Below are 24337 nucleotides of genomic sequence, written 5' to 3'. Positions count from 1 at the left end.
AAGCATTACTATTGAATCCAGTATGCACATAACAACGTGTATAATTCATTGCTAGTTCTAGCCTACTTGGAAATTCCTGCGGAATTTCCTCTGGTTCGTTTTAGTTTACTAATTTAGTTGCTGAAACACGCAACGAAATCATACACAAACACGTTGGCAGCAAGTTGAAAAATCATCGCATAAATTATGAGAGGGAATTTAATCAAGATAATTTTCTTATTTTTTTACCTTTAACGAATAGTATTGCACAGGAAAATACACCATTTCTAAAAGGAAAAGTCGAAATCTCAATTAAAGAAGGAACTTTTGATTGTGATTTAACTTTGAGCAATATACCCAAAATTAAAGATTACTTTATTCGATTAAATTCGGGTATGAACATTCTTCATATGCGAAGTAAAAAACCAAATGACTTTTTAATTTATTATAGTAAATCCCTTGCTGACACAACTTCAACCGGAGAATCTACTGCATACTATTTTAAAGATGATAAAGGAAACGATAAATTTTTACCTAAATCTGTTCAATTTAAATATGTTGGCAAATTTCCAGTCGCTAACGATACGCTAAAGAATTATAGCCGAAAAGATTGGAAAGGTAATATTGCTTTTAATCAAAATTCCGTGAGGTCAGATGGTCGTCAATCTTCGTGGTATCTCATTTTGTATGACATTACAAATGACAAAGATTTTCATTTAGTAAAATATGACATTGAATTATCCTGCAAAGACTGCAAAACATTGTACGTAAATGGGAATGAACCAATTAAAACAAAAAAGTAAAATAAATAATTGGTAATAGATGAAATTTCAAGGTTAAAAAAATAGTCCTTTCAATATTTTTAATTAATGGCTGCGACAGAAGTAATGAAAAAAGGATCTAGCGTTTTGCTATTGAGAATGATTCAGGTTATGATATCCCTCTGGAAATTTTTTGAAAGTGATATTAATGATTTCGTCAAAATCATTAATATCCTAAATTCAGACTTTGTTAGTAAAGATTTTCCTCCAATATGGATAAGCTTTATGGAATTCAGGATTTTCTTTAAGGAGATTCCGTGATTGTAGTTTATGGGAATAACTTAATAATGGAATCTTACAAATATGAATTTCTTGAGACAGAAAATAATGGTTGTAGTGAGGATGGAATATTATAAACGATGGCGATCCGCGTTGGGACACGATAGGGTAGGAGGCCTTTATAAAAGAATGTACACATTTATACCTGAAACTTTTTAAAGGCTAACCTCAATGAGAGTGGATAGATATAAATCAAATTTACAGTAGATTTAAAAGCATCTTAGAGTTAAAGTTTGGTTAAAGGTGTCAAATTCGGTTACACTTAAAATGGACCCCTTCTGAATCGCCAGTATTGACGAGATATTCGCATTTTCGGATTGTTCCTCTTCCTCCGCCACTTAACTTACAGAATAGCTTAAAAAGCCCCAAAACTCACCGTTTTGGGGCTTTTTTGTTTTTGAGTATTTCAAAAGTACTATAGAACATCAAACTATTCGGTTACACCTTCATTTCTGATGTTCATATTCTGTTACACTTTAAAAGTAGAAGGGATTGGTGTCCGCTGGTTGTTTAATGAAACTCTTTTTCCTGGAAGCACGAAATGGGAATGTGCTGAGTGGAATATTTGATCGATCTTTTACCTCCAGAAAATACGTAATTCATGATTTTATTCTTAATATTTTGTTAATAACTATAAGAAAAACGCTTTATACTTGTGTGGATAATTTATAGATTTGGATTCCCTACACTAATTATAATTCAAAGTTTACTCGCATAGATAAAATGAAGTCGGTTATCATAAATAGATGCGACTTCTATATACTTTTCGAGTTTTTAAACTTAAAGTAAGCCCTGATTATATTTAATTAGGAAATTAAAAATAGCAGATTCATCGCTAAAAGCAAGTGTATCAATGTAATTGACGGCGGCGAAGCCATGTAATTTTTTGATTAAGATGTATGGCTTTAAAAAAGGGAATAACCAGAATGCATTTTAATATATAAGGATAAAGGTTGAGTATTTTTCTCCATATAGGTTTACCAGGTTACAAGAATATATTTCTTTTATTCTTCAGGATATTTAAAAACAAAAAAGCCGAAATAAATTCGGCTTTTTCAGTCACTTTAGGACAACCATCTTTCAAAATTTAAAGGATGGCCCCTCTTGCCCATAAAGTGTCCCCAACACGTTTGTTTTTAATTAATTGGCTCCTTCTGTATCAGAACAACTCCAGTTCTCCATATCGTCCCAATCATCTTCTTCATATTCCTCTGTCCATAAACTACAATCCTTGTAACTTTCATAAAAGTTGATAACGGCCTGTCTATAATCTTCACAATTTTCTTCTGTTGGATTATTAATGTAAGTATTGGCTACGGTCATCACATCTTCATAAGAGTTTTCAAAATCGGTACAGCCTGCACTTATATCGTCCGTCTCCTCAATACTGTCATCATCTTCGGAACATGCAGTGAGAAATACAAGTGAAAAGAATGTTAACAGTGATAAAAATTTTATTCTTTGATTCATAATATTGATTTATTGGTTAATAAATTACTTATTACATATTCTTAAACCAGGTTTCAAATTTACTCCCCAGTACCGGCACAGGTTCCTGTTTTCCGTTTACAGCATTTAGGAGGCCCATAATCCATAAAACAAGCAGGCAAAGCGAACCTGCAAAGCTTGCAACCCATCCTAAGACTGGAATAAGTCCTACTATAAAAATGGCAAAGCCAACAAGGCACAATCCCAGAGATTGTTTTATATGATAAGTAGCAAACTCGTTGTTTTTATCTTTATTCATTATAAAAGCTGCTACCAGGCCTATTAGGGTTAGATAAGCTATAATTCCTATAGATTTGTCTTCGGTTTTCTCAATATTTCCGGCTAAACTTTCTTGGTTTTCCATAGTTGAATTTATAAGACGTGTTTTTATAGACTAAATTTTACACCTGCACCTAATACTAATTGGCCGCCGTCTATAATCACATATTTCACTTCAGCAAAAGGAGTGATATTACTATCTATATTAAAATTGGCACCTGCTCCCAGGTTTAGTCCAAACCGGCCATCGCTGGATTCAACACCTCCAAAACTTTCATCTCCCCAGTCAAAACTTACATGGGTATAATTAAGTCCGCCAAGTCCATAAAAACCCAGGTTTTCATTATTCACAAAATAATAGTTTGCATTTCCATTAATCTCCCACCAGTTTAGACTTCCACCATATTGATCACCCGGGAAATAATAAATAAAGGCCGGTGAAATGCTCAGGTTTTCAAGAATGGGAAATTCAGCATTAGCTCCAGCACCAATAGCTTCTACTTCGGTTCCATAATTTAGCATTACGCCAATTCGAGTGTCTTGTTGAGCTGAACTCACATAAATTCCTGTAAAAAAGAAAAAAATAGCTGCTAGTAATTTAGTTTTCATAATGAAGGTTTAATTAGTCGGTTTTCGTTTTGATTTCTGAGTGTGAAGATGCAAGCATTATCTTCGGTTTTCAAGACTTAATGAGTATAAGCACCTTATGAATTAGTTAAATGAAGAATTGTAATAATTGGGTTGTTTCAGCTAAAAAATCAGTTTCTCTAAGTCAAAACCCTGTTTCCCTAATATAAAAGCGTATTTTATCCTTAATTTTTTATTAATTGACTAATAACAATTAAATTAGGTAAGCAATAAATTTAAAAGCCGCTCCTTAACATTTAATTCCACCCTTTAGAAGAATAAATTTTCGAAAAGATGAAAGTAGCTATAATAGACGATGAAGTACACTGCGTAGAAGGCCTGGTGCTCCATCTGCGTAAAAATTTTCCTGATGCTGAAATCATCTATAAGGGTACCCGGCCGGAATCTGCTCTAGAAGTCTTGCCAAACACAAAAGTAGATTTAATCTTTCTTGATGTGGAAATGCCGGGAATGAATGGCTTTGAACTGTTAGATCAATTACCGGAAACTAATTTTGATGTTATTTTTACTACAGCCTACAGTCAATATGCCGCCCAGGCTTTTAAAGCTAAGGCTGTAAACTATTTGCTGAAACCCATAGATGAAACCGAATTTAGGGAGGCAATTTTAGACTGGCAGGAGGAGCGCAAGAAGAAAAACAATCTTTCTTCTGAAAAAATAAGCGACTTGCTTACTTATATGCGGCGGGAAGGTATTTTAAAAAATAAAATTGCGCTCCCGGTGGCCGATGGGTATGAGTTTATTGAAACTAATGAAATTCTCTATGCACAAAGTCAGAATAACTACACGCAGCTTTTTCTCTCTGATAAGCGAAAACTGGTGCTTAGTAAAACTCTGAAAGAATTTGAAAAGCTACTGGACAAGTATTTCTTTATTCGCATTCACAAGTCTTACCTCATCAATCCAAACTATATGAAAAAATATTACAAAAATGATGGTGGCTATTTGGTCATGCAGGATGGGAAAGCCATTCCTGTGAGCAAAACCAAAAAAGATTTAATCACCAGTCTTTTTGATGCCATCACTAAAACTTCCTAAACCTGATAAAATCTATGGCACTGCTTCAGTTTAGAAATTTCAGAATATTAATTTTGGTGATTTTTCCTGCAATTTTTTTCCTCTCTGCCGGTTTATCAGCCCAGTCTAAAATAGACAGTCTAAGCACTCAATTTCAGCAGGCCGAAAGTGATTCGCTTAAAGTAGTCACACAAATTCAATTAAGCAGGCAAATTCATCGTGAGGCACATAATGAGGAGAAAGAATTACAGTATGCACAAGGAGCGGTGCAAAAAGCGCTGCAGTTAAACGATACCTTGCTGTACGCCCTTGCTTTAGATAATTTAGGACTATTATTTCGTTACCACCAAAATTACGACGAATCTTTACCGCTGCATACAAAAGCCTACAACCTGGTAAAAGACAAAGACATCAATCCGCTTAACAAGATGATATTTGCCAACAATGCTGGAGTAGCGGGGCGTTATAATCATAATTATGATACGGCGGTTTCCTATTATATGGAAGCGCTTAAAATTGCTGAAAGGGAAAATGATCTTAAAAATATTGCTATTGCCAGCAATGGTATTGGCAACGCTTTAACTTCCATTCCAGGCCGTGCCGACCAGGCTTTAGACTATTTTGAACGATCCCTGGAAGCCGAAAAAGAACGTAATAACAGTCTTGGTGTGGCAATGAATTACCTTTCTATTGGAGATTATTATATCGATAAAAGTAATTTTACCAAAGCCAGGGAGTATTTAAACGAGCTTCTGGAAATTAACCGCGAGAGAGAAGACCAATATGGTTTGGCGATTACCAACGAATTTTTAGGAAAATCTTATTTGGTAGAAGGCCGAAATTTGAACCGGGCTAAAGAATTCTTTACTATTTCTCTTGAAGGTTTTCAACAAATTGGAGATAGGCAAAAACAAGCTGAAATTTTATCCAGTCTGGGCGATATTGAGCAAAAACAAGGCCGGCCTATAAGTGCAGAAGAATATTACCAGAATTCACTTGACCTAGCTTCAGGCTTAAACTTACACGGTTTGCTGATGCAAAACTACCTGCGAATGGCGCATCTAAAGGAAGAGACCGGTGAACCCGTTGAAGCTTTATCTTATTTCAAGCAGGGAAAAGCTTATGAAGACAGCATAAAACTAAGTGAACAGAATGTAGAAATAGCAGCCCTGGTACGAAAATACGACCTGGAAAAGAAGGAAAGTCGAATTGAATTGCTTCAAAAAGACCGGGCACTACAGGAAGCCCGGCTGGATACCCAGGAACAATTGCTGGAAGAACGCCGAATTTTAATGCTATTGATGGGAATTGGATTATTGCTCATTTTAATAATTTTCTTTTTGCAATACCGCAATGCCCAAACAAAAAAGAAAACCAACGCACGTATTTTAAAGGAAGAGAAGGAAAAAATGAAAGCGATTTACGAGCGTAACCTTGCCCGTGCTGAAATTTTGGTAACCCGCCTGCAAATAAATCCGCATTTTTTATTTAATAGTCTTAATGCAATTACATACCTCATCCAAACCAAGGAAAACGAAAAGGCTATGAAATACCTGGTAGTTTTTAGTCGTTATACCCGAATGGTTTTGGAAACCTCTCAAAAACATATTATTCCGCTTAGTGAAGAAATAAAACTCACCCGTTACTACCTAACCCTGGAAGAAAATCGTTTTGAAAAAGATTTCACTTACAAGATTAAGGTAGAAGAATCGGCAGTAAAAGGCATTAGTATTCCCCCGCTTTTACTGCAGCCGTTTATTGAAAATGCGATTTGGCACGGCTTGTTGCCAAGCAAACGCGATAAAAAACAACTCTTTATAAATATTATTCCCAATGAAAAGGAAATCACTATAATTATAGACGATAATGGGGTAGGCCGAAAAAATGCCGGGAGAAAAACAACCTCTGGTAAAAAACATAAAAGTATGGGAATGCAAATTATTCAGGAGCGTATAAGCCTGTATAACAAAAGCTACTCAGGAAAGATTACCTATGAAATTATCGATAAAAAAGATGAAAATTGTAAACCTGAAGGTACAAGGGTGGTGTTAACACTCCAAAGAATAGAAGGGAAAAAACCAGGTGATAACTTCAATAAATTTGAAGCCCTCCCTTCCGAAGCGGAGATTTCTTAAATGAGTACGATTATAGGTTTTTCTCTTTTTAATCATACTGGAATTTAGAGGGATTAGACATTAACCTTAATTGATAGGGTGAGTTCTCCTTTAAAATTTGAAAAAGCCCCAAACAGTATATTTGGGGCTTTTTCTTTTTGTAATCTCCAATTACTTCAAGCATAGTTTTATTAAAGATTGTAAGCTTTCTCGGCTTCTTCCATGAGATCTTTCATTGTAAAAACTCCATCTTCACCATGCGTTGGTACCCAATCTCGATTGTTGCCTAAAAACGACTCTCTATCAAGTTCTAAAAGACCTATAAGCACTTCTGCAACTATTCTGCCGCCCACCGGACCCAAGCCTTCTCCTGATGAGAACTGTGTGTCATCATCCTGTCTACCTATTACTTCTGCTTCTGCCAAAATATAATACCAAAGCGGTATGCCTGCAGACAAATCAACATCCTCCATTTTCACCTTGTTGTTCACAAAGTCTACCACTTGCTCAATTTCGCTTTCTTCCCGTTGCATATGTCTCGCAACATTTTCTCCAGAAGGTAGAAGAAAGCTTTGGCCTCTTCTAAAATTCCTTGTTGCTAAAGATTTATCATTGGGATCATCAGAGGGCACAAAAGGTAATTCCAGTAAAATAGGGGCCAGGGTGGTATCCAGTTTTTCGGCCTTTTGGAAATCTGTACCAAAATCGAAAAAAGCGTCCCACTCAATAGCCTGGTCGCTACTGGTAATTCTTGAAAAACCTTTTCCAAATTCACTAGAAAAGATACTTTTCATATCGCCGTCTTGTTGTAGTTTTAAATTCTGCGCAATCATAGTATGACCGAATCTAAATGCTGCTACAGAAAATTCTACCGGAATAAAAGCACTATAGATAGGTTTATAAAATTTACGGCCATTACCTAAAATATCAGCCACTAAATATTTCCCGCACATTATTGGTAGAAATTCATTAACAACAACCCATTGATAATGCCATGTGGTTATTTTTCTTGCTTCTTCGTATAAATGCTCAGGACTATAATCTGAATTAGCGTCTTTAAGCATTTTATAATTGGCATTATAAAATCTAATTAAAGCTAGCTGCATTTGAGAAATCACCCTGTTTTCATCATTTCTGGGATCTCCAATTACAGCAGTTCCCTTTCCATTCCGTTGCAGATCATGCTTTTCCGTAGCTTTATTTTGATCCATATTATTGTTACTCAATGCGGTTAACAGATAAAAACCTTCCTCTCTTGGTCGGTATAAAAAAGGATCATCCTCGGGGCCACCTCCAAAAACACTATCCAGATCTAAATTAGCAGAACGTGAGTTTTCAATTTCATTTGGATTATTAATACTACTAAAACTTGTAGAGGTATCAAAAGTAATATCATGGTCTATAAACTGACCAAAAAATACCATTCCTAACGGAACTGAATCAGTAAATTTAGGAGAATTACCTCCATTCATTGGTCCATCTATTTTCCCCAACCCAGCTAACTGCGATGGCGGATTATAAAGTGGAGGCAATTCTCTAAACATTCTGCCAAAACGGCCAAAACTTTCTTTTTCAAAAGAATGATGCGAACAAAGCACGTTTTTACCCTCAAAACTGTGCATTCCATGGTGATTTGAATCTGACATGATAAACTGGTTTTTAATTATTAATAAAATTTTTAATACGGTATATCCCTGGAGCCTATAGATATTTCATCTTGCGGGTGCAATTTGAAATACGCTAAGCCGGGTATAATAGTTTATCTATCACCTTCTAATTGATCATAAAAAATGACCGTCTAGGGTGAATAGAGCTAAAATCGGGATATAAATAACCCGGGATTATAAAAGATTGTAGGGGATATGTTGAGGGTATAATCTTAAAATAAACCTGTGTTGGGATTAGGGTTTATTTTCTTTGATTCTAATAAAAAAACTTGAAATTACACTTAATTTAGAAAGAGTTTCATTCAAATATAAATATCAAAAACTACTGAAAATTAGCGCTTTAAATCAACTTTGAAGCAATGTAATAAAAAATTTTAACTATTCTTCTTAAAAGAAAAATATTTTTCAGCTTCTATTTTATGCTACTATTTTTTAATAAATCATAATTTTTATCACTTTACTTCTAAAGGGGTATCTACTTAATAATAGTTTAACCTTTTTGAGCAATGTTTATGAAAAATTTAAAAAACCTTATTTTCTATAGTTAGAACCGGCACTTATTTTTACGAATTCACGCTATTAAAATAATTTTTTAAAACTAACTAATGATTTTTCAAAACTCTAACCTTCAGCAAAATGGGCCAAGTTATGTAATAAAGAAAATGTTTTTTGTCATTTTCTGTTGTATTTTTTTATTAACCACCAATAATACCTACGGCCAGTTTTTTGAAAAAGAAGATTCATTTATTGAAAAATCTGGAGATGCTTCGGTTATCTTGCTTCCGGTTTCGGCCTTTGCTACTTCTTTAATTTTAAAAGATAAAACCGGGTCCTGGCAATTTACAAAAGGGTTTTTACTCAATTTGGCAGTAACCGGCGCAGGAAAGTATTTAATAAATAAAGAACGGCCGCTGCAGGGTGGAGGTTATGCTTTCCCTTCGGGACATACCTCGGTTGCTTTCCAGGGAGCTTCATTTTTTCATCGTAGATATGGTTTTAAATATAGTATTCCTGCCTATATTCTTGCCGGTTTTACGGGATATAGTAGATTAAATGCGAAACGGCACGATGGATGGGATGTGCTGGCAGGTGCAGCAATAGGAATAGGTAGCACCTTCTTTTTCACCACTCCCTATGAAGATCAACAAATGGAAGTCACTTTTTCCAGTGGAGATGATGCTTATCTCCTGGGTTTCAGATACACGTTTTAAACAGTGATTTTTTTATTTATTTAGCTGTTTGGGAATACCGGGCGTAGGTTTATCACTAATTTCAAGGCTGAAAATGAATGTATTAGCTTTTTCCTTCCCGGCAAAAAATTAGGATAATGTGATTTTCATCATTTTTATAAAATTATTCTTGCTATAGGTTTGCATACTTACTGAACTAATTTACAGTGGTATGAATGTACTTATTTTGACAGATCTCTCTGAGGTAGCAAGAAACGCCGGAAGTTATGCAGTACAGTTTCTGGGCGATATTCCGGTGAATTTTTATATGCTTAATATAAGGGAATTTAATCCTGAAGCCGGCCTGGAAGAGGAAAAGAAGGAACTTGCCCTAAGAAAGTTGCACCAAAGAATGGACGAACTTCAGGAAATAAGCCAGAATAAAGATCACAATTTTTTCGCTTTATATTCAGAAAGTGATCTCCTAACAGCCACTCGTAAATATGCCGATGAGAAAAATGTAGACCTTATTGTTATGGGAGCGGCTCATAAAGGCCATTCTCCCTTCACAATTATTGGTAACCACACTTATGAAGTCATAAAAAAAATAAGATATAATATTTTAGCGGTAGCTGAGCATTGCCAGTATAAACCTATAGAGAAAATGATATTCCCAATAGCTTATTCCACTTCCCTAAACAAAGATGTTTTTGCCATCTTTAATAAACCACAAATAGCTGAAGGTACAGCTTTAACCGTGGTAGAAGTAGGAGATCCCGCGAAGGGAGTAGACGTGGAAGCCGGAAGAGAAATTTTCTCTCAAATTAAGAACAGGATAGTGAAAGTGATACCATTTAAAGATAAAAACATTTTTTCTGATGATAACCTACAAAAAATCCAGGATCGTTTTGATATGATCGTTATGATGGGGAAAAACCTGGGCTTATGCGATAGTTTTCTTCATACCAAGCGCGGTATTTATTCTAAAGTATCAAATTCACTTCCCATTCTGGTGTTACATTAATTTTTGAAACAATCTATTTTCCAAATCTCTTTATTATTTACCTGCCCTTGTAAGCTCCCGGTAAAGAAATTCTTTCAGCTCCTGGTTTTCCAATTCTAATCTACTGTTTTCTTCTAGTAAGGAAGACTGCACTTCCAGTTCAATAAAAGTTACTATAAATCCGTTAATTACTTCTTCATTTTCAGAAAAACAAGGTTGAATGCACTTTAAGAATCTGCGTTCATCATTTATTTTAATTTCTTTTTTGAGCACGGTTTCAGTAATTAAAACACCTCTAATATTTTCAATAAAAGAGCTGTGTTTCATTTTTTCTTTAATCCCGCAAATATTCCTTTCTAAATGTTCTTTTTTCAGCTCAAAAAGTTTTCCAGCGGCCGGGGTAAAATCTTTTAAATATAATTCAGCATCAATAAAAAGTTGAGGAACAATAGAATTTTCAAAATACTGCTTTAAAAAATTATTCTGGATAGAACTATTGCGCATAGTATCTTCCTGAATTTTATGAGTAGAGATCATGATGTTACGATTATTGAATAAAACAAATTAGAGAATTCGGAGTGCCAGAATTCTGACAAACCGAATTCTCATTATAAAAATGCACGGGTAATTGTGGCTGGCTAAATCTTGTTTAGCCTTAGTTTAAATTAACCCCCGACTTTCCTTCTGCCTTTCATTTTCTTTTCTTCAAGTTTACGTGCAGCTTTTTCTTGTTTTCGTGCTTTTAAATCGACTTTTGAAGGTTTTAATTTTGTACCTCGCTTTGCCATTTTATTATAATTTTAATGTGAACAAAAATTTTAATTAAACACATGCCTGTAGTAAAACCTTTATATAGCGAGTTGGGTTTCCCGTTAAGGGAAATAATAAATACCTTGAGGCAAGCCTCAAAAATTTTTAAATCTCGATTATCGAGTAAGTTATAATTGAAATAAAGGATACAGATTACGTAAGCACACTCGCGAGTGCTTAATAAGTCGGAAAGATGATCTTAAGTTTAGAAAAAGCCTTGTTCATAGCTAAATCACTAAAAATTAAAATATTAACCCGCAATTTACAACCTTCTTTCATATAAACCAAAAAGAAAAAAATAAAGGCAAGAAAGAAGATTTGGAATGGGGCAGGGGGGAATCTTTAAATCCCAGAGGTGGAGTTTTAAGTTTAAAAATCTTCTTTTTGTACCTTTAGAATTGGTATTTTTAAATTATTAATCGGGAGTGAGAAATAGCAGTATTTATGGAAAGTCTTATTAAGAAAACTATAGAAAGGACCCTGGGTGAAGAAATTTCTTCAGAAATGCTTACCGATTTAAATAAACTATCTTTTGAAAAAACCTACGAGAAAAAGGAATATTTAGTTGAGGCCGGTAGCACCTGTAATTACCAGTTTTTTATTCTTGAAGGAGCTTGTTTTTCTTATTATCTTAGTGAAAGAGGCGATAAAAATGTTATACAACTGGCTATTGAAGAATACTGGATAACAGATGCTTCCAGTTATTTTAGAGGTACCGAAGCTGTTTCAACTATTGAGGCGCTGGAACCCACCAGGGCATTGCTTATTAATAAAGAAAACTTCGAAAAACTCTGCCGTATGCACCCGTTATTCGATAGGTTTTTTAGAATTTTACTCCAAAATTCCTTAGCTTCCTTACATACAAGAATTGCCAAAACCATTAGTGAAGATGCAGATCATAGATATAAAAGTTTTTCAAAACGCTATCCGCATTTTATTAAACGCATTCCCCAATATCTTATCGCATCTTACCTGGGAATTAAACCCCAATCTTTAAGCAGGATTCGTAAGAATCTCTATTAAACTCCCGGTTTATTAACATAGGTGAATTAATTTAATAAGTTTCTTAGCCATCTTTGTATATCTATTTTTTAAGTAACTTAAGAAGTAGAATTTTACTAATGCCTCATAGCAAAATAGGCTTGGTAAGTTTTTAGGATTTTTATCTCGATTATCGGGTAAAGTTTTTATTCAATATTATAAAAAATAAATATGAAAGTTAAAATATGGTCAGATGTAAGATGTCCTTTTTGCTACATCGGAAAGAAGAAATTTGAAGCTGCGCTGGCAAAATTTCCGCAGGAGAATAAAGTGGAGGTTGAATGGAAAAGTTATCAATTAGACCCTAATCTACAAACAGATCCTAATCTTAGCACCCTGGAGTATTTTGTTAAAACAAAAGGTGTAAGCGAAGCACAGGCAAGAGAAATGTTTAGCGGCGCAACCAATATGGCTGCTGAAGTAGGTCTTAAGTTCAACCTGGAAACTTCGGTTACCGCCAACTCGTTTATGGCGCACAGGCTTATTCAATTAGCTAAATCTAAAGGCCTGGGAAACGAAATTGAAGAAGCTCTGTTTAAAGCTCATTTTGAAAAAGCAAAAAATATAGATGATGCTGAAGTTTTACAGGAAATAGGTACTTCTATAGGGCTAAAAGCGGAAGAAGTAAAAAGCACCTTACAATCTGATGCTTTTGCTTATGATGTGAAACAGGACGAAATGGAAGCCCGTAATATTGGGGTAAGAGGTGTTCCGTTTTTTGTAATAGATGATAAATATGCTATCTCAGGAGCTCAGCCATCCGATGCTTTTTTACAAACCCTGAAGAAAGCCTGGGAAGAATTTAAACCGAAAAAAAATCAGTTGGAAATTTCTAAAGGAGATTCGTGTTCAACTGATGGAAATTGTGATTAAAAAATAGAATTATGAAAATAGCACTAATAGGCGCCACAGGTTTTGTGGGATCTGAAGTTTTAAAAGAGGCATTAGATAGAGGCCATGAAGTAACCGCCATTGCGCGTAATACAAAAAATATTGCTGAAGCCCATTTGCTTAAAAAAGTAGAAGTAGATGTGAAAAATATAGAAAAACTGGCTAACGCAGTTAAGGATAGTGAAGTTGTGATAAGTGCATTTAATCCGGGTTGGTCTAATCCTAATATTTATAATGAATATTTGGAAGGAGCCAAAGCTATACAACAGGCCGTAAAAGAAGCTGGTGTAAAGCGATTAATAGTTGTTGGCGGTGCTGGTAGCCTGTTTTTAAATGAAAGAACAAGGGTGATTGATTCTCCAAATTTTCCGGAAGAAATTAAACCCGGAGCAACGGCGGCCAGCGAATATTTTGAAATTCTTAAAAGAGAAAAAGAACTGGATTGGACTTTCTTTAGCCCTGCAATTGGTATGGCTCCCGGGAAACCTAAAAAACGTAGAAATACTTATAGAAAAGGCTTTGAAAAACCCGTATTTGATGAAGACGGGAAAAGCGAGTTATCTGTGCAGGATACTGCCGTGGTCCTGGTAGATGAAGCCGAGAATGGAGCACATATAAAACAACGCTTTACAGCCGCATATTAAACAATGAAACTTTATTAATTAATCTAAACTAAATATTATGAAACAAGTATTTTCTTTTTTGTTTGTCGCTTTTTTAAGCACAAGCATTTTCGCACAAACAACCTGGAAAGCCGATCCGGCTCATACCCAGGTTTCTTTTGACATTGTACACCTTGGAATTGCCGAAATAGAAGGTCAATTTGGAGAATTTGAAGGCAGTATTACAGCATCTGAAGACGATTTTAGTAATGCTGAATACGAAATGGAAATAGATGTAGCCTCTATTAACACGGGTGTGGACAGAAGGGACGGTCACCTTAAAAGTGCTGATTTCTTTGATGTAGAAAACCATCCTAAGATGAGTTTTAAAAGTAATTCTTCAGAAAAAATTGGTGATAATAAATATAAAGTAACCGGAGATCTTACTTTTCACGGCGTTACAAAACCTGTTACTTTAGAGGTTTGGCATCGTGGTACAGTAGAAAATCCGCAGAGTAAAAATTTAACTTCCGGTTTTGCAATAACAGGAACCATAAAACGATCTGACTTTAATTTAGGAGCCGATTTCCCTGAGCCAATGCTTAGTGACGAAGTAAATATTGAAGTAGACGGAGAATTCATTAAACAATAAATATCTGGAGGAGGCTATAAGTTATATTTAAAAAATTTAGCAGCCTCCTCTTTTTAAAGTAAATAAAATGTCGACCCTTTCAGATTTTAATAAATTCACAGCCAACCTGCCCAGGCAGGAGCAACCAATGCCCGTTTTGTTTATTGGTCATGGTTCACCTATGAATGGCATTCAGGATAACGAATTTAGTTCCGGTTGGAAGAAAATGGCTAAAGACATGCCTACTCCAAAAGCTGTTTTGGTAGTTTCGGCCCATTGGCTCACGAAAGGAACCAGAATTACCAGTATGGAATTTCCTAAAACCGTTCATGATTTTGGAGGTTTTCCTCAGGAATTATTTCAGGTTCAGTATCCTGCGCCGGGAAGTCCTGCAATAGCTCGGGAAACTAAAAACCTGGTAAAATCTACAGCGATTGTAGAAGATCATGATTGGGGTTTAGATCATGGCGCCTGGACCGTAGTTAGGCATATGTATCCCGAAGCAAATATTCCTATTTTGCAACTTAGTATAGACCATAGTAAAGACGAAAACTATCATTTTGAGCTTGCTAAAGAACTAATGGAACTTAGAAATAAAGGAGTTTTAATTATTGGTAGCGGTAATATGGTTCATAATCTAAGAATGTTGGCCTGGGATAAAATAGAAGAACCGGGTTATGGTTACGATTGGGCTTTGGAGATGAATGATAAATTCAAAAAGTATATTTCTGAAGGTGATTTTAGTAGGCTTATTAATTATAAAAACCTTGGAGCTGAGGCGAAACTGGCCATTCCTACTCCAGAACATTATATTCCCTTGCTTTACACCCTTGGGCTCGAAGCTAAAAATGAAAAACTTTCCTTTTTTAATGATAAAGCCGTAGCGGGTTCTTTAACAATGACTTCAGTTAAAATTGGCTGATGCTGTTTCTTTCTAAAATAAATGTCTTTAAATTCTTAGCAGAAATATTCTAAAAAGAATTTCTGAATATTAAATCTCCGAAAACGTTTGAATATTTTCCTTTATACTGATGCCCGTCATTTTTCAACACTTCCTTTGCATATAATTTTGTGGTTATAAAAGCAGTAAAGATGATGACCACAACACCACTTACCGATCTTGAAATTGCTCAAAAGATTGAGTTAAAACCTATTACTGAAATTGCCAAAAAATTAGCCCTTGATGCTGAAGAAATTGAAATGTACGGAAAGTACAAAGCCAAACTTCCGCTAAATAGAATTAATAAAGAAAAGATAAAAAATAACAACCTTATCCTGGTTTCTGCAATTTCGCCAACTCCTGCTGGTGAAGGGAAAACAACGGTTTCTATAGGACTGTCTGAAGCTTTAAACCAACTTGGCAAAAAAACTACAGTAGTTTTGCGTGAACCTTCTTTAGGTCCTGTTTTTGGTATTAAAGGTGGTGCCACAGGAGGAGGTTTCTCCCAGGTTCTTCCTATGGAAGATATAAACCTTCATTTTACGGGAGATTTTTCAGCGATAGAAAAAGCTCATAATCTTCTTGCTGCCCTGGTAGATAATAATATTCAGTCAAAAATAAATAATCTGGGACTCGACCCTCGTACTATTTCGCTTAAAAGAGTGATGGATGTCAACGATCGTGCACTTAGAAATATTGTAATTGGACTTGGAGGAACAGGATCTGGAATTCCGCGGGAGAGTGGATTTGACATTACTTCGGCTTCAGAAATTATGGCCATAATGTGCCTTGCCGAAAACCTAGACGATTTAAAAGGACGTTTAGGAAATATTTTTATTGGTTATACTTATGGAAAAAAGCCAATTTTTGCACGAGATCTTAATGCTGAAGGTGCAATGGCGACCTTACTCAAAGACGCGCTTAAACCAAACCTGGTACAAACTATTGAAGGTAATCCCGCAATTATTCATTTAGGTCCTTTTGCAAATATTGCCCAGGGAACCAACTCAGTTATTGCCACGCGAATGGGGATGAGCCTTTCAGATTATACGGTGACCGAGGCTGGTTTTGGCTTTGATCTTGGTGCAGAAAAATTTCTTGATATTAAATGCCAAAGCGCTGGTTTGGCGCCTAAAGTGGTGGTAATGACCACTACTATTAGGGCTCTTAAGTATCACGGTGGAGCGGATTTAAAAACACTTACAATTCCTAATGTTGAGGCTTTAATTAATGGGCTTCCCAACCTTGAGAAACACCTGGAGAATGCAAAATTGTATAATATAACCCCCGTTATTGCCATTAACAGGTTTTATAGTGATAGCGATGAAGAAATACAGGTTATTTTTGATTTGGCCCAAAAATTAAATATTAAGGTTGCTCTTTCTGATGGTTGGGCAAAAGGTGGAGCAGGAGCGTTAGACCTGGCGGCCAAAGTAATAGAAGCTATAGAAGAAAATAGTTCTGATTTTAAACCCCTGTACAAATGGGAGCAGGATGTGGTGACTAAAATTGAAACTATTGCGAAAAAAATATATGGGGCTAATAGGGTAGAATTTTCACCTAAAGCAAAGAAAAACCTGAAGACTATTTTAGATCTGGGACTGGAAGAATTGCCAGTTTGTATTGCAAAAACTCAAAAATCATTATCAGATAATCCGGCGCTATTAGGAAGACCAACAGGATTTACACTCACTGTTAGGGAGATTGAAATTGCTGCCGGTGCAGGCTTTCTTATTCCTATAACCGGTGATATGATGCGAATGCCGGGATTACCAGTACATCCCGCTTCAGAAATTATAACAGTAGATTTGGAAGGAAATATTTCGGGGCTGGTTTAAGGGCAAGATCTATTTTTTTCAAATAAAAAAACCTTCCGGTATTCGCCGGAAGGTTTTTAACTTTCTAAAATGTTTACTCTATAACGGGATAAAAATGCGCTTAAACAGTTTTTTCTACAGTTTTTGTAAATAATTCGCCTGCTTTCAGTCTTCGGTTGTATTCCTTTAGGTCATTTCTAACTTCACCGGACATTATATATAGGCCAATAATATTAGGGAAAGACATAGTTAAAATCATCATATCAGAGAAATCAAGCACAGCTCCCAGCCCTACTGAAGCACCAATCACTACAAAAACCAGGAACATAGATTTGAAAACCAATTCGCTCCTGTTGGTTTTTCCGAATATATAAGTCCACGCGCGTAGCCCGTAATAAGACCAGGAGATCATAGTAGAAAATGCAAAGAGAAAAACCACAATACTCAACACATAAGGAAACCATGGCATCACGGTAGCAAAGGCTCCAGAGGTAAGTTGAACCCCGCCAACGCCCTCTACCTCGTGCATGCCGGTAAAAATAAGAACAAGTGCAGTTAAAGTACAGATGATTACTGTGTCTATAAAAGGTTCAATTAACGCTACATAGCCTTCAGAAGCTGGATGCCTGGTTTTTCCGGCGCTGTGAGCTATTGCCGCCGAACCAACTCCAGATTCGCTGGAGAATGCAGCCCTTTGAAATCCTACAATAAGTACGCCTATTACTCCGCCTTTTAAGGCTGTTGCATTAAAAGCACCATTATAAATCGCAGAAAATGCTGAACCTATATTTTCAAAATTTACACCAATAACCACAAGCGCAGAAACAACATATATAAGAGCCATTAAGGGAACAATCTTTCCGGTTACTTTGCCTATACTCTCAATACCACCAAGAATTACCAAGCCTACAAGGCCTGAAAGGGCGAGGCCAAAATAAAAACCATTTCCTTCCATAAATTCAAACTGACTGGCAAGAATCTCGAAAGATTGATTGGCCTGAAACATATTCCCTCCACCCAGGGTTGCTCCAATACAAAGCACTGCAAAGAAAACAGCCAGAACTTTACCAAAACCTTTCATATTTCTTCGCTCCAGCCCGTGTTGTAAATAATTCATAGGGCCACCAAAAATCTTTCCTTCTTTATTAATAACCCTATATTTAATTCCAAGGGTACATTCCACAAATTTTGAAGCCATACCTAAAAGTCCGGCGATAATCATCCAAAAAGTTGCTCCGGCTCCTCCCAAAGATATAGCGATAGCCACACCGGCGATATTTCCCAGTCCTACGGTAGCAGAAACTGCGGTTGCCATGGTTTGAAAATGAGTGATCTTACCCGGGGCGGTAGGGTCATCATATTTTCCGCGTGCGAGGTCTATAGAATGTTTTACCCCTTTAAAATTGATAAAACCCATTTTAACGGTAAAAAATGCAGCACCAAATATTAACCAAATAACTATAAGAGGAATATTATGGGTTTTGGGGTCTCCATTTGGGTGAGTAACTGGCAGGGGAGTAGGGTATTTAATTTCGGCTAAATTATGAGCGCCTGTTTTAATAAGATGATCGCTGTTATTGGAATCGTAAATTACATCTCCGGCTTTGGTTAAGTGTTTTAGATTTCCGCTTGTAGTGGCATAAATATTTAAATCACCTTTATTTTCGGAATTTACTATGGCAATAAGATCTCCTTCATTCACATTCTTCCCTTCATTAATTTTCCATTCCTTAAGTAAATAGCGATCATTTACCGAAGGACTCCAACCCGGGATGGGCACTTTAGCAACTTCAGCATACACTACAGGATCATAAATTCCAAATGTGGTAAACGGGTCCCAGAATAAGAAATTCCCCAGGCTTTCTACCAGCGGAACAGCAGCACCATTAAAATGTTCGGTAATTGCTTTAGGTTTTATTTTAAACTCCCGGGTAAGAGTGGCACCTTTACTATCTGTGATTTTGACTTTATAAGGAATTCCTTCGGTAAGACCGTAAGCCGATTTTGATTCAAGCCCAGTATTTTTATCAGACCATTTATAGGTATAGGGAGGTTGCCCACCTGAAACCTCCAAATCAATAAATCCGTCATTAATTAAATTAGAAATATTTCCAGCTTTAGCATCTATCTTAAGTTGCTGGGCATTTAACATTGAAAGCGGAAGTAAAAGGATTAAAAGAAAATATTTTTTCATAGTTTAATTTCTAAATTTGAAACTCCACACCGCTAAAAAGCAGCGTTTCTTCCTAAAGAAATCATTGGGTTTGCTTTTATGTATTTTAATTTAATCTTTGGATGAAAACGAAGTGATAAAAAAAGGGAAAATCATTCAAATTAGAAGAAACTCTTAGGTCACCTTATTTTCATCAGGTAGATAAAATTATAAATAAGAAAAGCATAAGTTCCCGTGACCGCCGAGAAGAAAAATAAAATGATTTTTAGCCTGGTTTTATTTTTTATGAAATTTGAAAAATTAGCTGTAAATATAATGTATAATCCTTAGTTAGAAAAATTGAAAAACACACATTTAAATTGGAAAAGATTAAGGTTGCTTCTCAAATATTTTAGAAGCGCATAATTTTTTCCTATTTTTAGTTTCTTAAACCTGCCATAACATGAAGAACATTTTAGTAGCCGTAGACCGTAAAAATGATGCTGATTTACTTATTTCACACGCGGTTAATATTGCTAAATTAACAAACGCCAAAATCTGGATAATTCACGTAACTGTAGCCGATCCTGATGATTTTCTTGCCCGGGAGGCCGGACCTCAATATGTTTATGAAAAGAGAGCTGAGGACCGAAAAAAAGAAAAAGCTACCATAGAAAAGTGGGCCGAAGATGTTGCAAAAGATCATAATGTAGAAGTAGAGGGCCGTATAATTGAAGGTTCTGTAATAAAGTCTATTAAAAAGTTGGTAGATGAGTGTAATATTGATTTGGTAGTTGCCGGCCACAAGAAAAAAAACCTGGTGTATGGCCTGTTTACCTCAAACAAGAAAAAAGATCTTATAGACGAACTTCAAATTCCTTTATTAGCGGTCCCGCTAGGATAGATTTCTCATTTTCTGAGATAATAATGCGATTTAGCTCTTAAATTAAAAGTTAAGTGCAAGATCGCTTTGTTTTAATTCAAAAAGTTGCATTGTGCGATTCTTATCGTAATTCTAAACACACTTTGAATCTGTAGAGGAATTTTTTTAAAAAAATATTCTTTTAATTTTTTTAGGAATAAAGATTTAAGTCCATGTTATAAATTGTTAAACCTTTTTTATAGGCTAACTTGTTCATTAACTTTAAGATATAACCATAAAAACAAAAAATTATGAGTATCGTAAAAGTTATTGAAGTAATTGCAAGTTCAACAGAGAGTTTTGATGATGCAACCAGAAATGCCCTTGCAGAGGCTTCTAAAAGTGTAAAAAATATAGAATCGGTTTACGTGAAAGAGATGCACGCGAATGTGATTAATAATAAAATTGCTTCGTACGCAGTGAACGCGAAGATATCATTTAAAAAAGAGAGCTAAATTTAGTTCGTTTGAGTTTTGGGGAAGTAGTTTATTAATTAAACGCTTCCCCATTTTTATGTTTACTTCCCATTCAAAGCCCCTAAAATCCTAAATTTCTATATTATTCGAATTTGTTTTCTTCTGGAAAATTATACAGAATTTTCCTAAAAATAAATCTCTATTTTATTACAAAGTTGATTAATACAGGATTTCCCCCGTTTCAAAAATGTATTAATAGTTTTAAATTAAAGGTGAACTTTTTTGGATAATAACTTTAGAATATGGTGGAAAATTACCTTTAAAAATTCTGGACAAATTATTTTGAGGGCTAAAAGCTTCAATAATATCTTTTCAGTAAAATAAGTTTTTACCACTACTTTTTTATAGCGAATTTCTATATAGGTTCTATGTCTAACCTTAATATTTGTGCTATGAATCCTTTTTACATTTTTTTGGAGAATTACAAAACAGCCACATCAGGGTTTCATTTTCTGGCTAAACTATTTATTTTATTAATTCTGGCCTGGATAGTGGTTGCGGCTATTTTTGCAGTATTAGGAACTCTTAACCTAATATTTTAGGCTGCTATTTTATAAAGTAACTAAGATAGCTTTTTGGCTGTCCCGGGTTAGCTTTGCGCCGGCATCACAAAACTGAAAACAGTTTCTTTGTCTGAAGAGCTTACTTTTATCTCTCCATTGTGTGCTGCTGCAATTTCAGATGCAATATAAAGCCCCAGGCCTAAACCTTTTTTGGGCTCTTCTCCTTCAAGACGATAAAATGGTTCAAATAATTTTTCCCTTACTTCTTTAGGGATTTTCGTCCCATTGTTGGTAATTTCTAATTTAAACTCTCCATTTAAACATACCACTTCAAGTTCTATAGATTCATCTGAAGTACCATGAGTTACTGCATTTCCTAAAAGGTTAGAACATAATTGTGCAATACGGTCTGGATCACAATTTACCGGATTTTCTAATTGAATTTTAGAAGAAATTTTCTGTTGGGGAGAAATAATCTTTAATTCGTTAATCACCTGTTTCAATACATCTTCCAGTTTTTTGGAATCGGTAGTTTTATTAAGCTTTATACCTTCTCCCAGGCGGCCGCGGGCAAAATCTAGAAGATTATCGATTAAACCTTCCATCCTGATGCTGGTAGATTTAATAAGGGAAGCATTGCGCTTTACAATATCTTCCTTACTCAATTTCATTAAGATTTCAGCACTCATCCGCGTAGTGGCGATGGGGTTTTTTAGATCGTGACCTAAAATTGCAATAAATTGTTCCCGCAATTCAGCTATTTGGTGTTCTTCGTTTAATTCGGCAACGGCATTCTCCTTTTCTTCAATTGCTTCCAGGTGAAAGCTAATTAATTCAGCATAGAGTTGAAACATCCCTCTAATTTCTTCGGTATCAATTTTAGCTATCTTTTTATCTATAGCGCAAATAGTACCAAAAAAACTTCCATCTTTTTTATATAATGGAACCGAAATATAACTTGAAAAACCATACATCGCGGGAGTAGGATGCTTGGCATAAGTTTCGCTTGTGGCTACATTATCTATAAAAACAGCCTGTTCGTGCTGACGTACCTCGTTACAAATAGTTGTTTCTACTTTTAATTCATCTCCGGGTTTTAATCCGAATTTAATTTTATCGTTAACAGCGCAGGTAATCCATTTATCTTCTGTGACCCGCGCAATTGCGGTAAAACCCATCCCGGTTGTAAGACAAATAATATCCAATAACTGAGTAACGATGGGAATTTTATTAATATTTGCAACGTCTGCTTTATAATTTTTATGCGTAGTGGAAGTCTTAATAAGAATAATTTTTTGAGTATAAAAAGTTTATAAAATTAGTAAAAATTTTCGATTTCTAAAATAGGTCCAATTCAGTTTACGCGCTTTATATCAATTTTCTACCTGTTCATTACCAAAAAAATATAGTCTGGATCATTCCTTATTATTTCACCTGTTTTGCTAATTAACTTTAGGATATAATTAAATACAAGCTTGTACCTAAACCGTTTATAAATCTTAAAAATTAATTGTTATGAAAAAATCAGTCGTTATTTTGATGCTTGTGAGCTTTAGCTTTAGTAGCTACGCCCAGAGAATTACTCAACTGGAAGAAACTAGAATTGCTTATTCTCCCTTTGTTCTGGAGGAAACCGATAATCCCGATGAATACCGCTATAATGTGAGCGATAGTTTTGCTGCTGAATTCACTAAAAATCCGATGGCATTTATGGAGTCTTATTTTGATATTTCTAAATTTATTGAAGAAGTGAAATATAAAGATTATGATAGTTATTTAGTACGTTTTCAATCCAGTAAAGGATTTCTTGAAGCAAATTATTCAAAAGAAGGAGTATTAAACCGAACCAGGCAACTATTTAAAGATATTGCTTTGCCTCTTGCAGTAAGAAATGAATTATGGAGACAAACCGAAGGCTGGAGTATGGTAAAGAATAATTATAAAGCCAGGGGGCAGGGGAAGCTTCTGGATAAAGAACTTTATCGAATTAAAGTTGTAAAAAATGATAAATCAAAAATTATTAAAATTGATCCTAAAAATATAAATGAAGAGCGTGTGGCCGGTATGTAATCTCTTCAGAACCTTTAACTAATGCCTGTAAAGTATAAACTTCAGTCTAAATGAAGCTTTTAAAAAACTTTACAGGCTTTTTTATGCTTTATATCAAATAGGAGACTATTCACATCATAAAATATATCCCTGGTAGCAGAATTAGGTTTATTCATTCACTAAATTATTTTATATCAATTACTTAGATTCAAAAAAAATATTTAACAAGAAAAAATAGTTTTAAATTACATGGGTATATCTCAAATGTAAAATTATGAAAGCACTTGTTGTAGATGATGAAGAACTGGCAAGAAGAAGAGTGCTTAACCTGCTTGCTGAAGTAAAGGAAATTGAAGTTTTGGGTGAATGTTCCAATGGGAAATCGGCGATTACTCAAATTAATAAGCTTAAGCCGGGACTTGTTTTTCTTGATATTAGTATGAAAGATATGAGTGGATTTGAAGTGCTGCAGAAGCTTCATGTGAACCCAAAACCAGTAGTTGTATTTGTAACTGCTTATGATAATTATGCCACGAAAGCTTTTGATGTAGATGCCTTCGATTTTCTGCTGAAACCCTTTCGCGACGAGCGGTTTTTTAAAACTATAAAAAAAGTACTTAATATCTCAAATAATGAAGTTCAGGAAAATTTTGAAAAGCGCCTGCAAACTTTGTTTGAGGTTTATAGCAAAGACAGGAAAACCTCCAAAATTCCTTTAAAACTTCCGGTTAGGCAGGGTAATAAAACCGTTTTACTAACACCCAACGAGATTAGTTATATCTGTGCTTCTGGCTATTATGCTGAAATTTATACTGAAAATAGTAAATATTTACTGCGGGAATCTTTAAATAACCTTGAAGAGTTTTTTAAAAACCATGCCTTTTTCAGAATTCATAGATCGGCCATTATTAATCTTAATCACATTAAAGAAATTGTGCATTCAGATTTCTCTGAAGTAGATGTAAAAATGAGAGATAATAAATTATTACGCATCAGCAAATCCAATAAAAAGGAATTATTTGATAAACTCGGAATTTAA

General features: G+C 35.1%; 23 protein-coding genes. 15 read left to right on the top strand and 8 right to left on the bottom strand.

Annotated elements, in window-relative coordinates; all coding sequences use genetic code 11:
* Positions 1-164: 164 nt before the first annotated feature.
* Positions 165-782, top strand: a complete 618-nt coding sequence (locus tag BM084_RS15570) for a hypothetical protein (RefSeq protein WP_093305924.1) — start codon at positions 165-167, stop codon at positions 780-782.
* A 1437-nt stretch (positions 783-2219) separates the two neighbouring features.
* On the opposite strand, the gene BM084_RS15560 is transcribed toward BM084_RS15570, so the two are convergent.
* Genes BM084_RS15560 through BM084_RS15550 form a run of 3 tightly spaced genes read right to left on the bottom strand, consistent with a single transcriptional unit; the run spans position 2220 to position 3455 of the window.
* Positions 2220-2549, bottom strand: a complete 330-nt coding sequence (locus BM084_RS15560) for a hypothetical protein (RefSeq protein WP_075327350.1) — start codon at positions 2547-2549, stop codon at positions 2220-2222.
* Positions 2550-2580: 31 nt separating this feature from the next.
* Positions 2581-2931 (bottom strand): DUF4870 domain-containing protein, encoded by a 351-nt coding sequence (locus BM084_RS15555; protein ID WP_075327349.1) that lies wholly within the window; start codon positions 2929-2931, stop codon positions 2581-2583.
* Positions 2932-2954: 23 nt separating this feature from the next.
* On the bottom strand, positions 2955-3455 hold the full coding sequence (locus BM084_RS15550; protein WP_093305922.1) for an outer membrane protein: 501 nt from the start codon (positions 3453-3455) through the stop codon (positions 2955-2957).
* 312 nt (positions 3456-3767) lie between these two features.
* On the opposite strand from BM084_RS15550, the gene BM084_RS15545 reads away from it, so the two are divergent.
* On the top strand, positions 3768-4532 hold the full coding sequence (locus tag BM084_RS15545; RefSeq protein ID WP_093305920.1) for a LytR/AlgR family response regulator transcription factor: 765 nt from the start codon (positions 3768-3770) through the stop codon (positions 4530-4532).
* A 14-nt stretch (positions 4533-4546) separates the two neighbouring features.
* On the top strand, positions 4547-6646 hold the full coding sequence (locus tag BM084_RS15540; protein WP_093305917.1) for a tetratricopeptide repeat protein: 2100 nt from the start codon (positions 4547-4549) through the stop codon (positions 6644-6646).
* 170 nt (positions 6647-6816) lie between these two features.
* Here BM084_RS15540 and BM084_RS15535 read toward each other — a convergent pair whose 3' ends face one another.
* Positions 6817-8271, bottom strand: a complete 1455-nt coding sequence (locus BM084_RS15535) for a peroxidase family protein (RefSeq protein WP_083634196.1) — start codon at positions 8269-8271, stop codon at positions 6817-6819.
* A 626-nt stretch (positions 8272-8897) separates the two neighbouring features.
* On the opposite strand from BM084_RS15535, the gene BM084_RS15530 reads away from it, so the two are divergent.
* Together BM084_RS15530 and BM084_RS15525 are read left to right on the top strand one after the other, a co-directional pair.
* Positions 8898-9503 carry a phosphatase PAP2 family protein gene (locus BM084_RS15530; RefSeq protein WP_245764393.1) on the top strand — a complete coding sequence of 202 codons (606 nt, stop codon included), beginning with the start codon at positions 8898-8900 and terminating at the stop codon, positions 9501-9503.
* Positions 9504-9693: 190 nt separating this feature from the next.
* Entirely contained in the window at positions 9694-10485 is a 792-nt protein-coding gene (locus BM084_RS15525; protein WP_075327345.1) for a universal stress protein, read from the top strand.
* Positions 10486-10518: 33 nt separating this feature from the next.
* On the opposite strand, the gene BM084_RS15520 is transcribed toward BM084_RS15525, so the two are convergent.
* Both BM084_RS15520 and BM084_RS19560 read right to left on the bottom strand, forming a co-directional pair.
* Complete coding sequence (locus BM084_RS15520) at positions 10519-11001, bottom strand: PAS domain-containing protein (protein WP_093305915.1); 483 nt, start codon at positions 10999-11001, stop codon at positions 10519-10521.
* A gap of 128 nt (positions 11002-11129) precedes the next feature.
* Positions 11130-11252, bottom strand: a complete 123-nt coding sequence (locus BM084_RS19560) for a hypothetical protein (protein ID WP_262506683.1) — start codon at positions 11250-11252, stop codon at positions 11130-11132.
* A 466-nt stretch (positions 11253-11718) separates the two neighbouring features.
* Here BM084_RS19560 and BM084_RS15515 point away from each other — a divergent pair, with 466 nt between their 5' ends.
* The 6 genes from BM084_RS15515 (at position 11719) to BM084_RS15490 (ending at position 17217) form a co-directional block, all read left to right on the top strand.
* Positions 11719-12297, top strand: a complete 579-nt coding sequence (locus tag BM084_RS15515; RefSeq protein WP_075327343.1) for a Crp/Fnr family transcriptional regulator — start codon at positions 11719-11721, stop codon at positions 12295-12297.
* A 189-nt stretch (positions 12298-12486) separates the two neighbouring features.
* Entirely contained in the window at positions 12487-13188 is a 702-nt protein-coding gene (locus BM084_RS15510) for a DsbA family oxidoreductase (RefSeq protein ID WP_075327342.1), read from the top strand.
* A gap of 11 nt (positions 13189-13199) precedes the next feature.
* Entirely contained in the window at positions 13200-13850 is a 651-nt protein-coding gene (locus tag BM084_RS15505; RefSeq protein ID WP_075327341.1) for an NAD(P)-dependent oxidoreductase, read from the top strand.
* A gap of 37 nt (positions 13851-13887) precedes the next feature.
* Complete coding sequence (locus BM084_RS15500) at positions 13888-14460, top strand: YceI family protein (protein WP_075327340.1); 573 nt, start codon at positions 13888-13890, stop codon at positions 14458-14460.
* A 67-nt stretch (positions 14461-14527) separates the two neighbouring features.
* Positions 14528-15361, top strand: coding sequence for a 4,5-DOPA-extradiol-dioxygenase (gene ygiD, locus BM084_RS15495; protein WP_093305913.1), 834 nt, complete (start codon positions 14528-14530; stop codon positions 15359-15361).
* A 170-nt stretch (positions 15362-15531) separates the two neighbouring features.
* Entirely contained in the window at positions 15532-17217 is a 1686-nt protein-coding gene (locus tag BM084_RS15490) for a formate--tetrahydrofolate ligase (RefSeq protein ID WP_245764392.1), read from the top strand.
* Between the two features lie 100 nt (positions 17218-17317).
* Here BM084_RS15490 and BM084_RS15485 read toward each other — a convergent pair whose 3' ends face one another.
* Complete coding sequence (locus tag BM084_RS15485; RefSeq protein ID WP_093305909.1) at positions 17318-19390, bottom strand: amino acid carrier protein; 2073 nt, start codon at positions 19388-19390, stop codon at positions 17318-17320.
* 421 nt (positions 19391-19811) lie between these two features.
* On the opposite strand from BM084_RS15485, the gene BM084_RS15480 reads away from it, so the two are divergent.
* Together BM084_RS15480 and BM084_RS15475 are read left to right on the top strand one after the other, a co-directional pair.
* Positions 19812-20252: a universal stress protein gene (locus BM084_RS15480; RefSeq protein WP_075327336.1), complete on the top strand. Its 441-nt coding sequence runs from the start codon at positions 19812-19814 to the stop codon at positions 20250-20252.
* Between the two features lie 269 nt (positions 20253-20521).
* Positions 20522-20725, top strand: a complete 204-nt coding sequence (locus tag BM084_RS15475; protein WP_075327335.1) for a dodecin family protein — start codon at positions 20522-20524, stop codon at positions 20723-20725.
* 610 nt (positions 20726-21335) lie between these two features.
* On the opposite strand, the gene BM084_RS15470 is transcribed toward BM084_RS15475, so the two are convergent.
* Complete coding sequence (locus BM084_RS15470; protein ID WP_218152256.1) at positions 21336-22454, bottom strand: GAF domain-containing sensor histidine kinase; 1119 nt, start codon at positions 22452-22454, stop codon at positions 21336-21338.
* A gap of 310 nt (positions 22455-22764) precedes the next feature.
* Here BM084_RS15470 and BM084_RS15465 point away from each other — a divergent pair, with 310 nt between their 5' ends.
* Together BM084_RS15465 and BM084_RS15460 are read left to right on the top strand one after the other, a co-directional pair.
* Positions 22765-23319: a hypothetical protein gene (locus BM084_RS15465; protein ID WP_093305904.1), complete on the top strand. Its 555-nt coding sequence runs from the start codon at positions 22765-22767 to the stop codon at positions 23317-23319.
* 253 nt (positions 23320-23572) lie between these two features.
* Positions 23573-24337: a LytR/AlgR family response regulator transcription factor gene (locus BM084_RS15460; RefSeq protein ID WP_093305902.1), complete on the top strand. Its 765-nt coding sequence runs from the start codon at positions 23573-23575 to the stop codon at positions 24335-24337.

Source organism: Salegentibacter agarivorans, from assembly GCF_900113135.1.
Lineage (GTDB): Bacteria > Bacteroidota > Bacteroidia > Flavobacteriales > Flavobacteriaceae > Salegentibacter > Salegentibacter agarivorans.
The sequence above is the reverse complement of the archived record's forward strand: the minus strand, read 5'-3'. Positions and strand labels throughout refer to the sequence as shown.

Bases quoted from the DNA above. Each gene is read 5' to 3' on its own strand.
- BM084_RS15560 (WP_075327350.1), bottom strand. From the start codon at position 2,549: ATGAATCAAAGAATAAAATTTTTATCACTGTTAACATTCTTTTCACTT.
- BM084_RS15555 (WP_075327349.1), bottom strand. From the start codon at position 2,931: ATGGAAAACCAAGAAAGTTTAGCCGGAAATATTGAGAAAACCGAAGAC.
- BM084_RS15550 (WP_093305922.1), bottom strand. From the start codon at position 3,455: ATGAAAACTAAATTACTAGCAGCTATTTTTTTCTTTTTTACAGGAATT.
- BM084_RS15545 (WP_093305920.1), top strand. From the start codon at position 3,768: ATGAAAGTAGCTATAATAGACGATGAAGTACACTGCGTAGAAGGCCTG.
- BM084_RS15540 (WP_093305917.1), top strand. From the start codon at position 4,547: ATGGCACTGCTTCAGTTTAGAAATTTCAGAATATTAATTTTGGTGATT.
- BM084_RS15535 (WP_083634196.1), bottom strand. From the start codon at position 8,271: ATGTCAGATTCAAATCACCATGGAATGCACAGTTTTGAGGGTAAAAAC.
- BM084_RS15530 (WP_245764393.1), top strand. From the start codon at position 8,898: ATGATTTTTCAAAACTCTAACCTTCAGCAAAATGGGCCAAGTTATGTA.
- BM084_RS15525 (WP_075327345.1), top strand. From the start codon at position 9,694: ATGAATGTACTTATTTTGACAGATCTCTCTGAGGTAGCAAGAAACGCC.
- BM084_RS15520 (WP_093305915.1), bottom strand. From the start codon at position 11,001: ATGATCTCTACTCATAAAATTCAGGAAGATACTATGCGCAATAGTTCT.
- BM084_RS19560 (WP_262506683.1), bottom strand. From the start codon at position 11,252: ATGGCAAAGCGAGGTACAAAATTAAAACCTTCAAAAGTCGATTTAAAA.
- BM084_RS15515 (WP_075327343.1), top strand. From the start codon at position 11,719: ATGGAAAGTCTTATTAAGAAAACTATAGAAAGGACCCTGGGTGAAGAA.
- BM084_RS15510 (WP_075327342.1), top strand. From the start codon at position 12,487: ATGAAAGTTAAAATATGGTCAGATGTAAGATGTCCTTTTTGCTACATC.
- BM084_RS15505 (WP_075327341.1), top strand. From the start codon at position 13,200: ATGAAAATAGCACTAATAGGCGCCACAGGTTTTGTGGGATCTGAAGTT.
- BM084_RS15500 (WP_075327340.1), top strand. From the start codon at position 13,888: ATGAAACAAGTATTTTCTTTTTTGTTTGTCGCTTTTTTAAGCACAAGC.
- ygiD (WP_093305913.1), top strand. From the start codon at position 14,528: ATGTCGACCCTTTCAGATTTTAATAAATTCACAGCCAACCTGCCCAGG.
- BM084_RS15490 (WP_245764392.1), top strand. From the start codon at position 15,532: ATGATGACCACAACACCACTTACCGATCTTGAAATTGCTCAAAAGATT.
- BM084_RS15485 (WP_093305909.1), bottom strand. From the start codon at position 19,390: ATGAAAAAATATTTTCTTTTAATCCTTTTACTTCCGCTTTCAATGTTA.
- BM084_RS15480 (WP_075327336.1), top strand. From the start codon at position 19,812: ATGAAGAACATTTTAGTAGCCGTAGACCGTAAAAATGATGCTGATTTA.
- BM084_RS15475 (WP_075327335.1), top strand. From the start codon at position 20,522: ATGAGTATCGTAAAAGTTATTGAAGTAATTGCAAGTTCAACAGAGAGT.
- BM084_RS15465 (WP_093305904.1), top strand. From the start codon at position 22,765: ATGAAAAAATCAGTCGTTATTTTGATGCTTGTGAGCTTTAGCTTTAGT.
- BM084_RS15460 (WP_093305902.1), top strand. From the start codon at position 23,573: ATGAAAGCACTTGTTGTAGATGATGAAGAACTGGCAAGAAGAAGAGTG.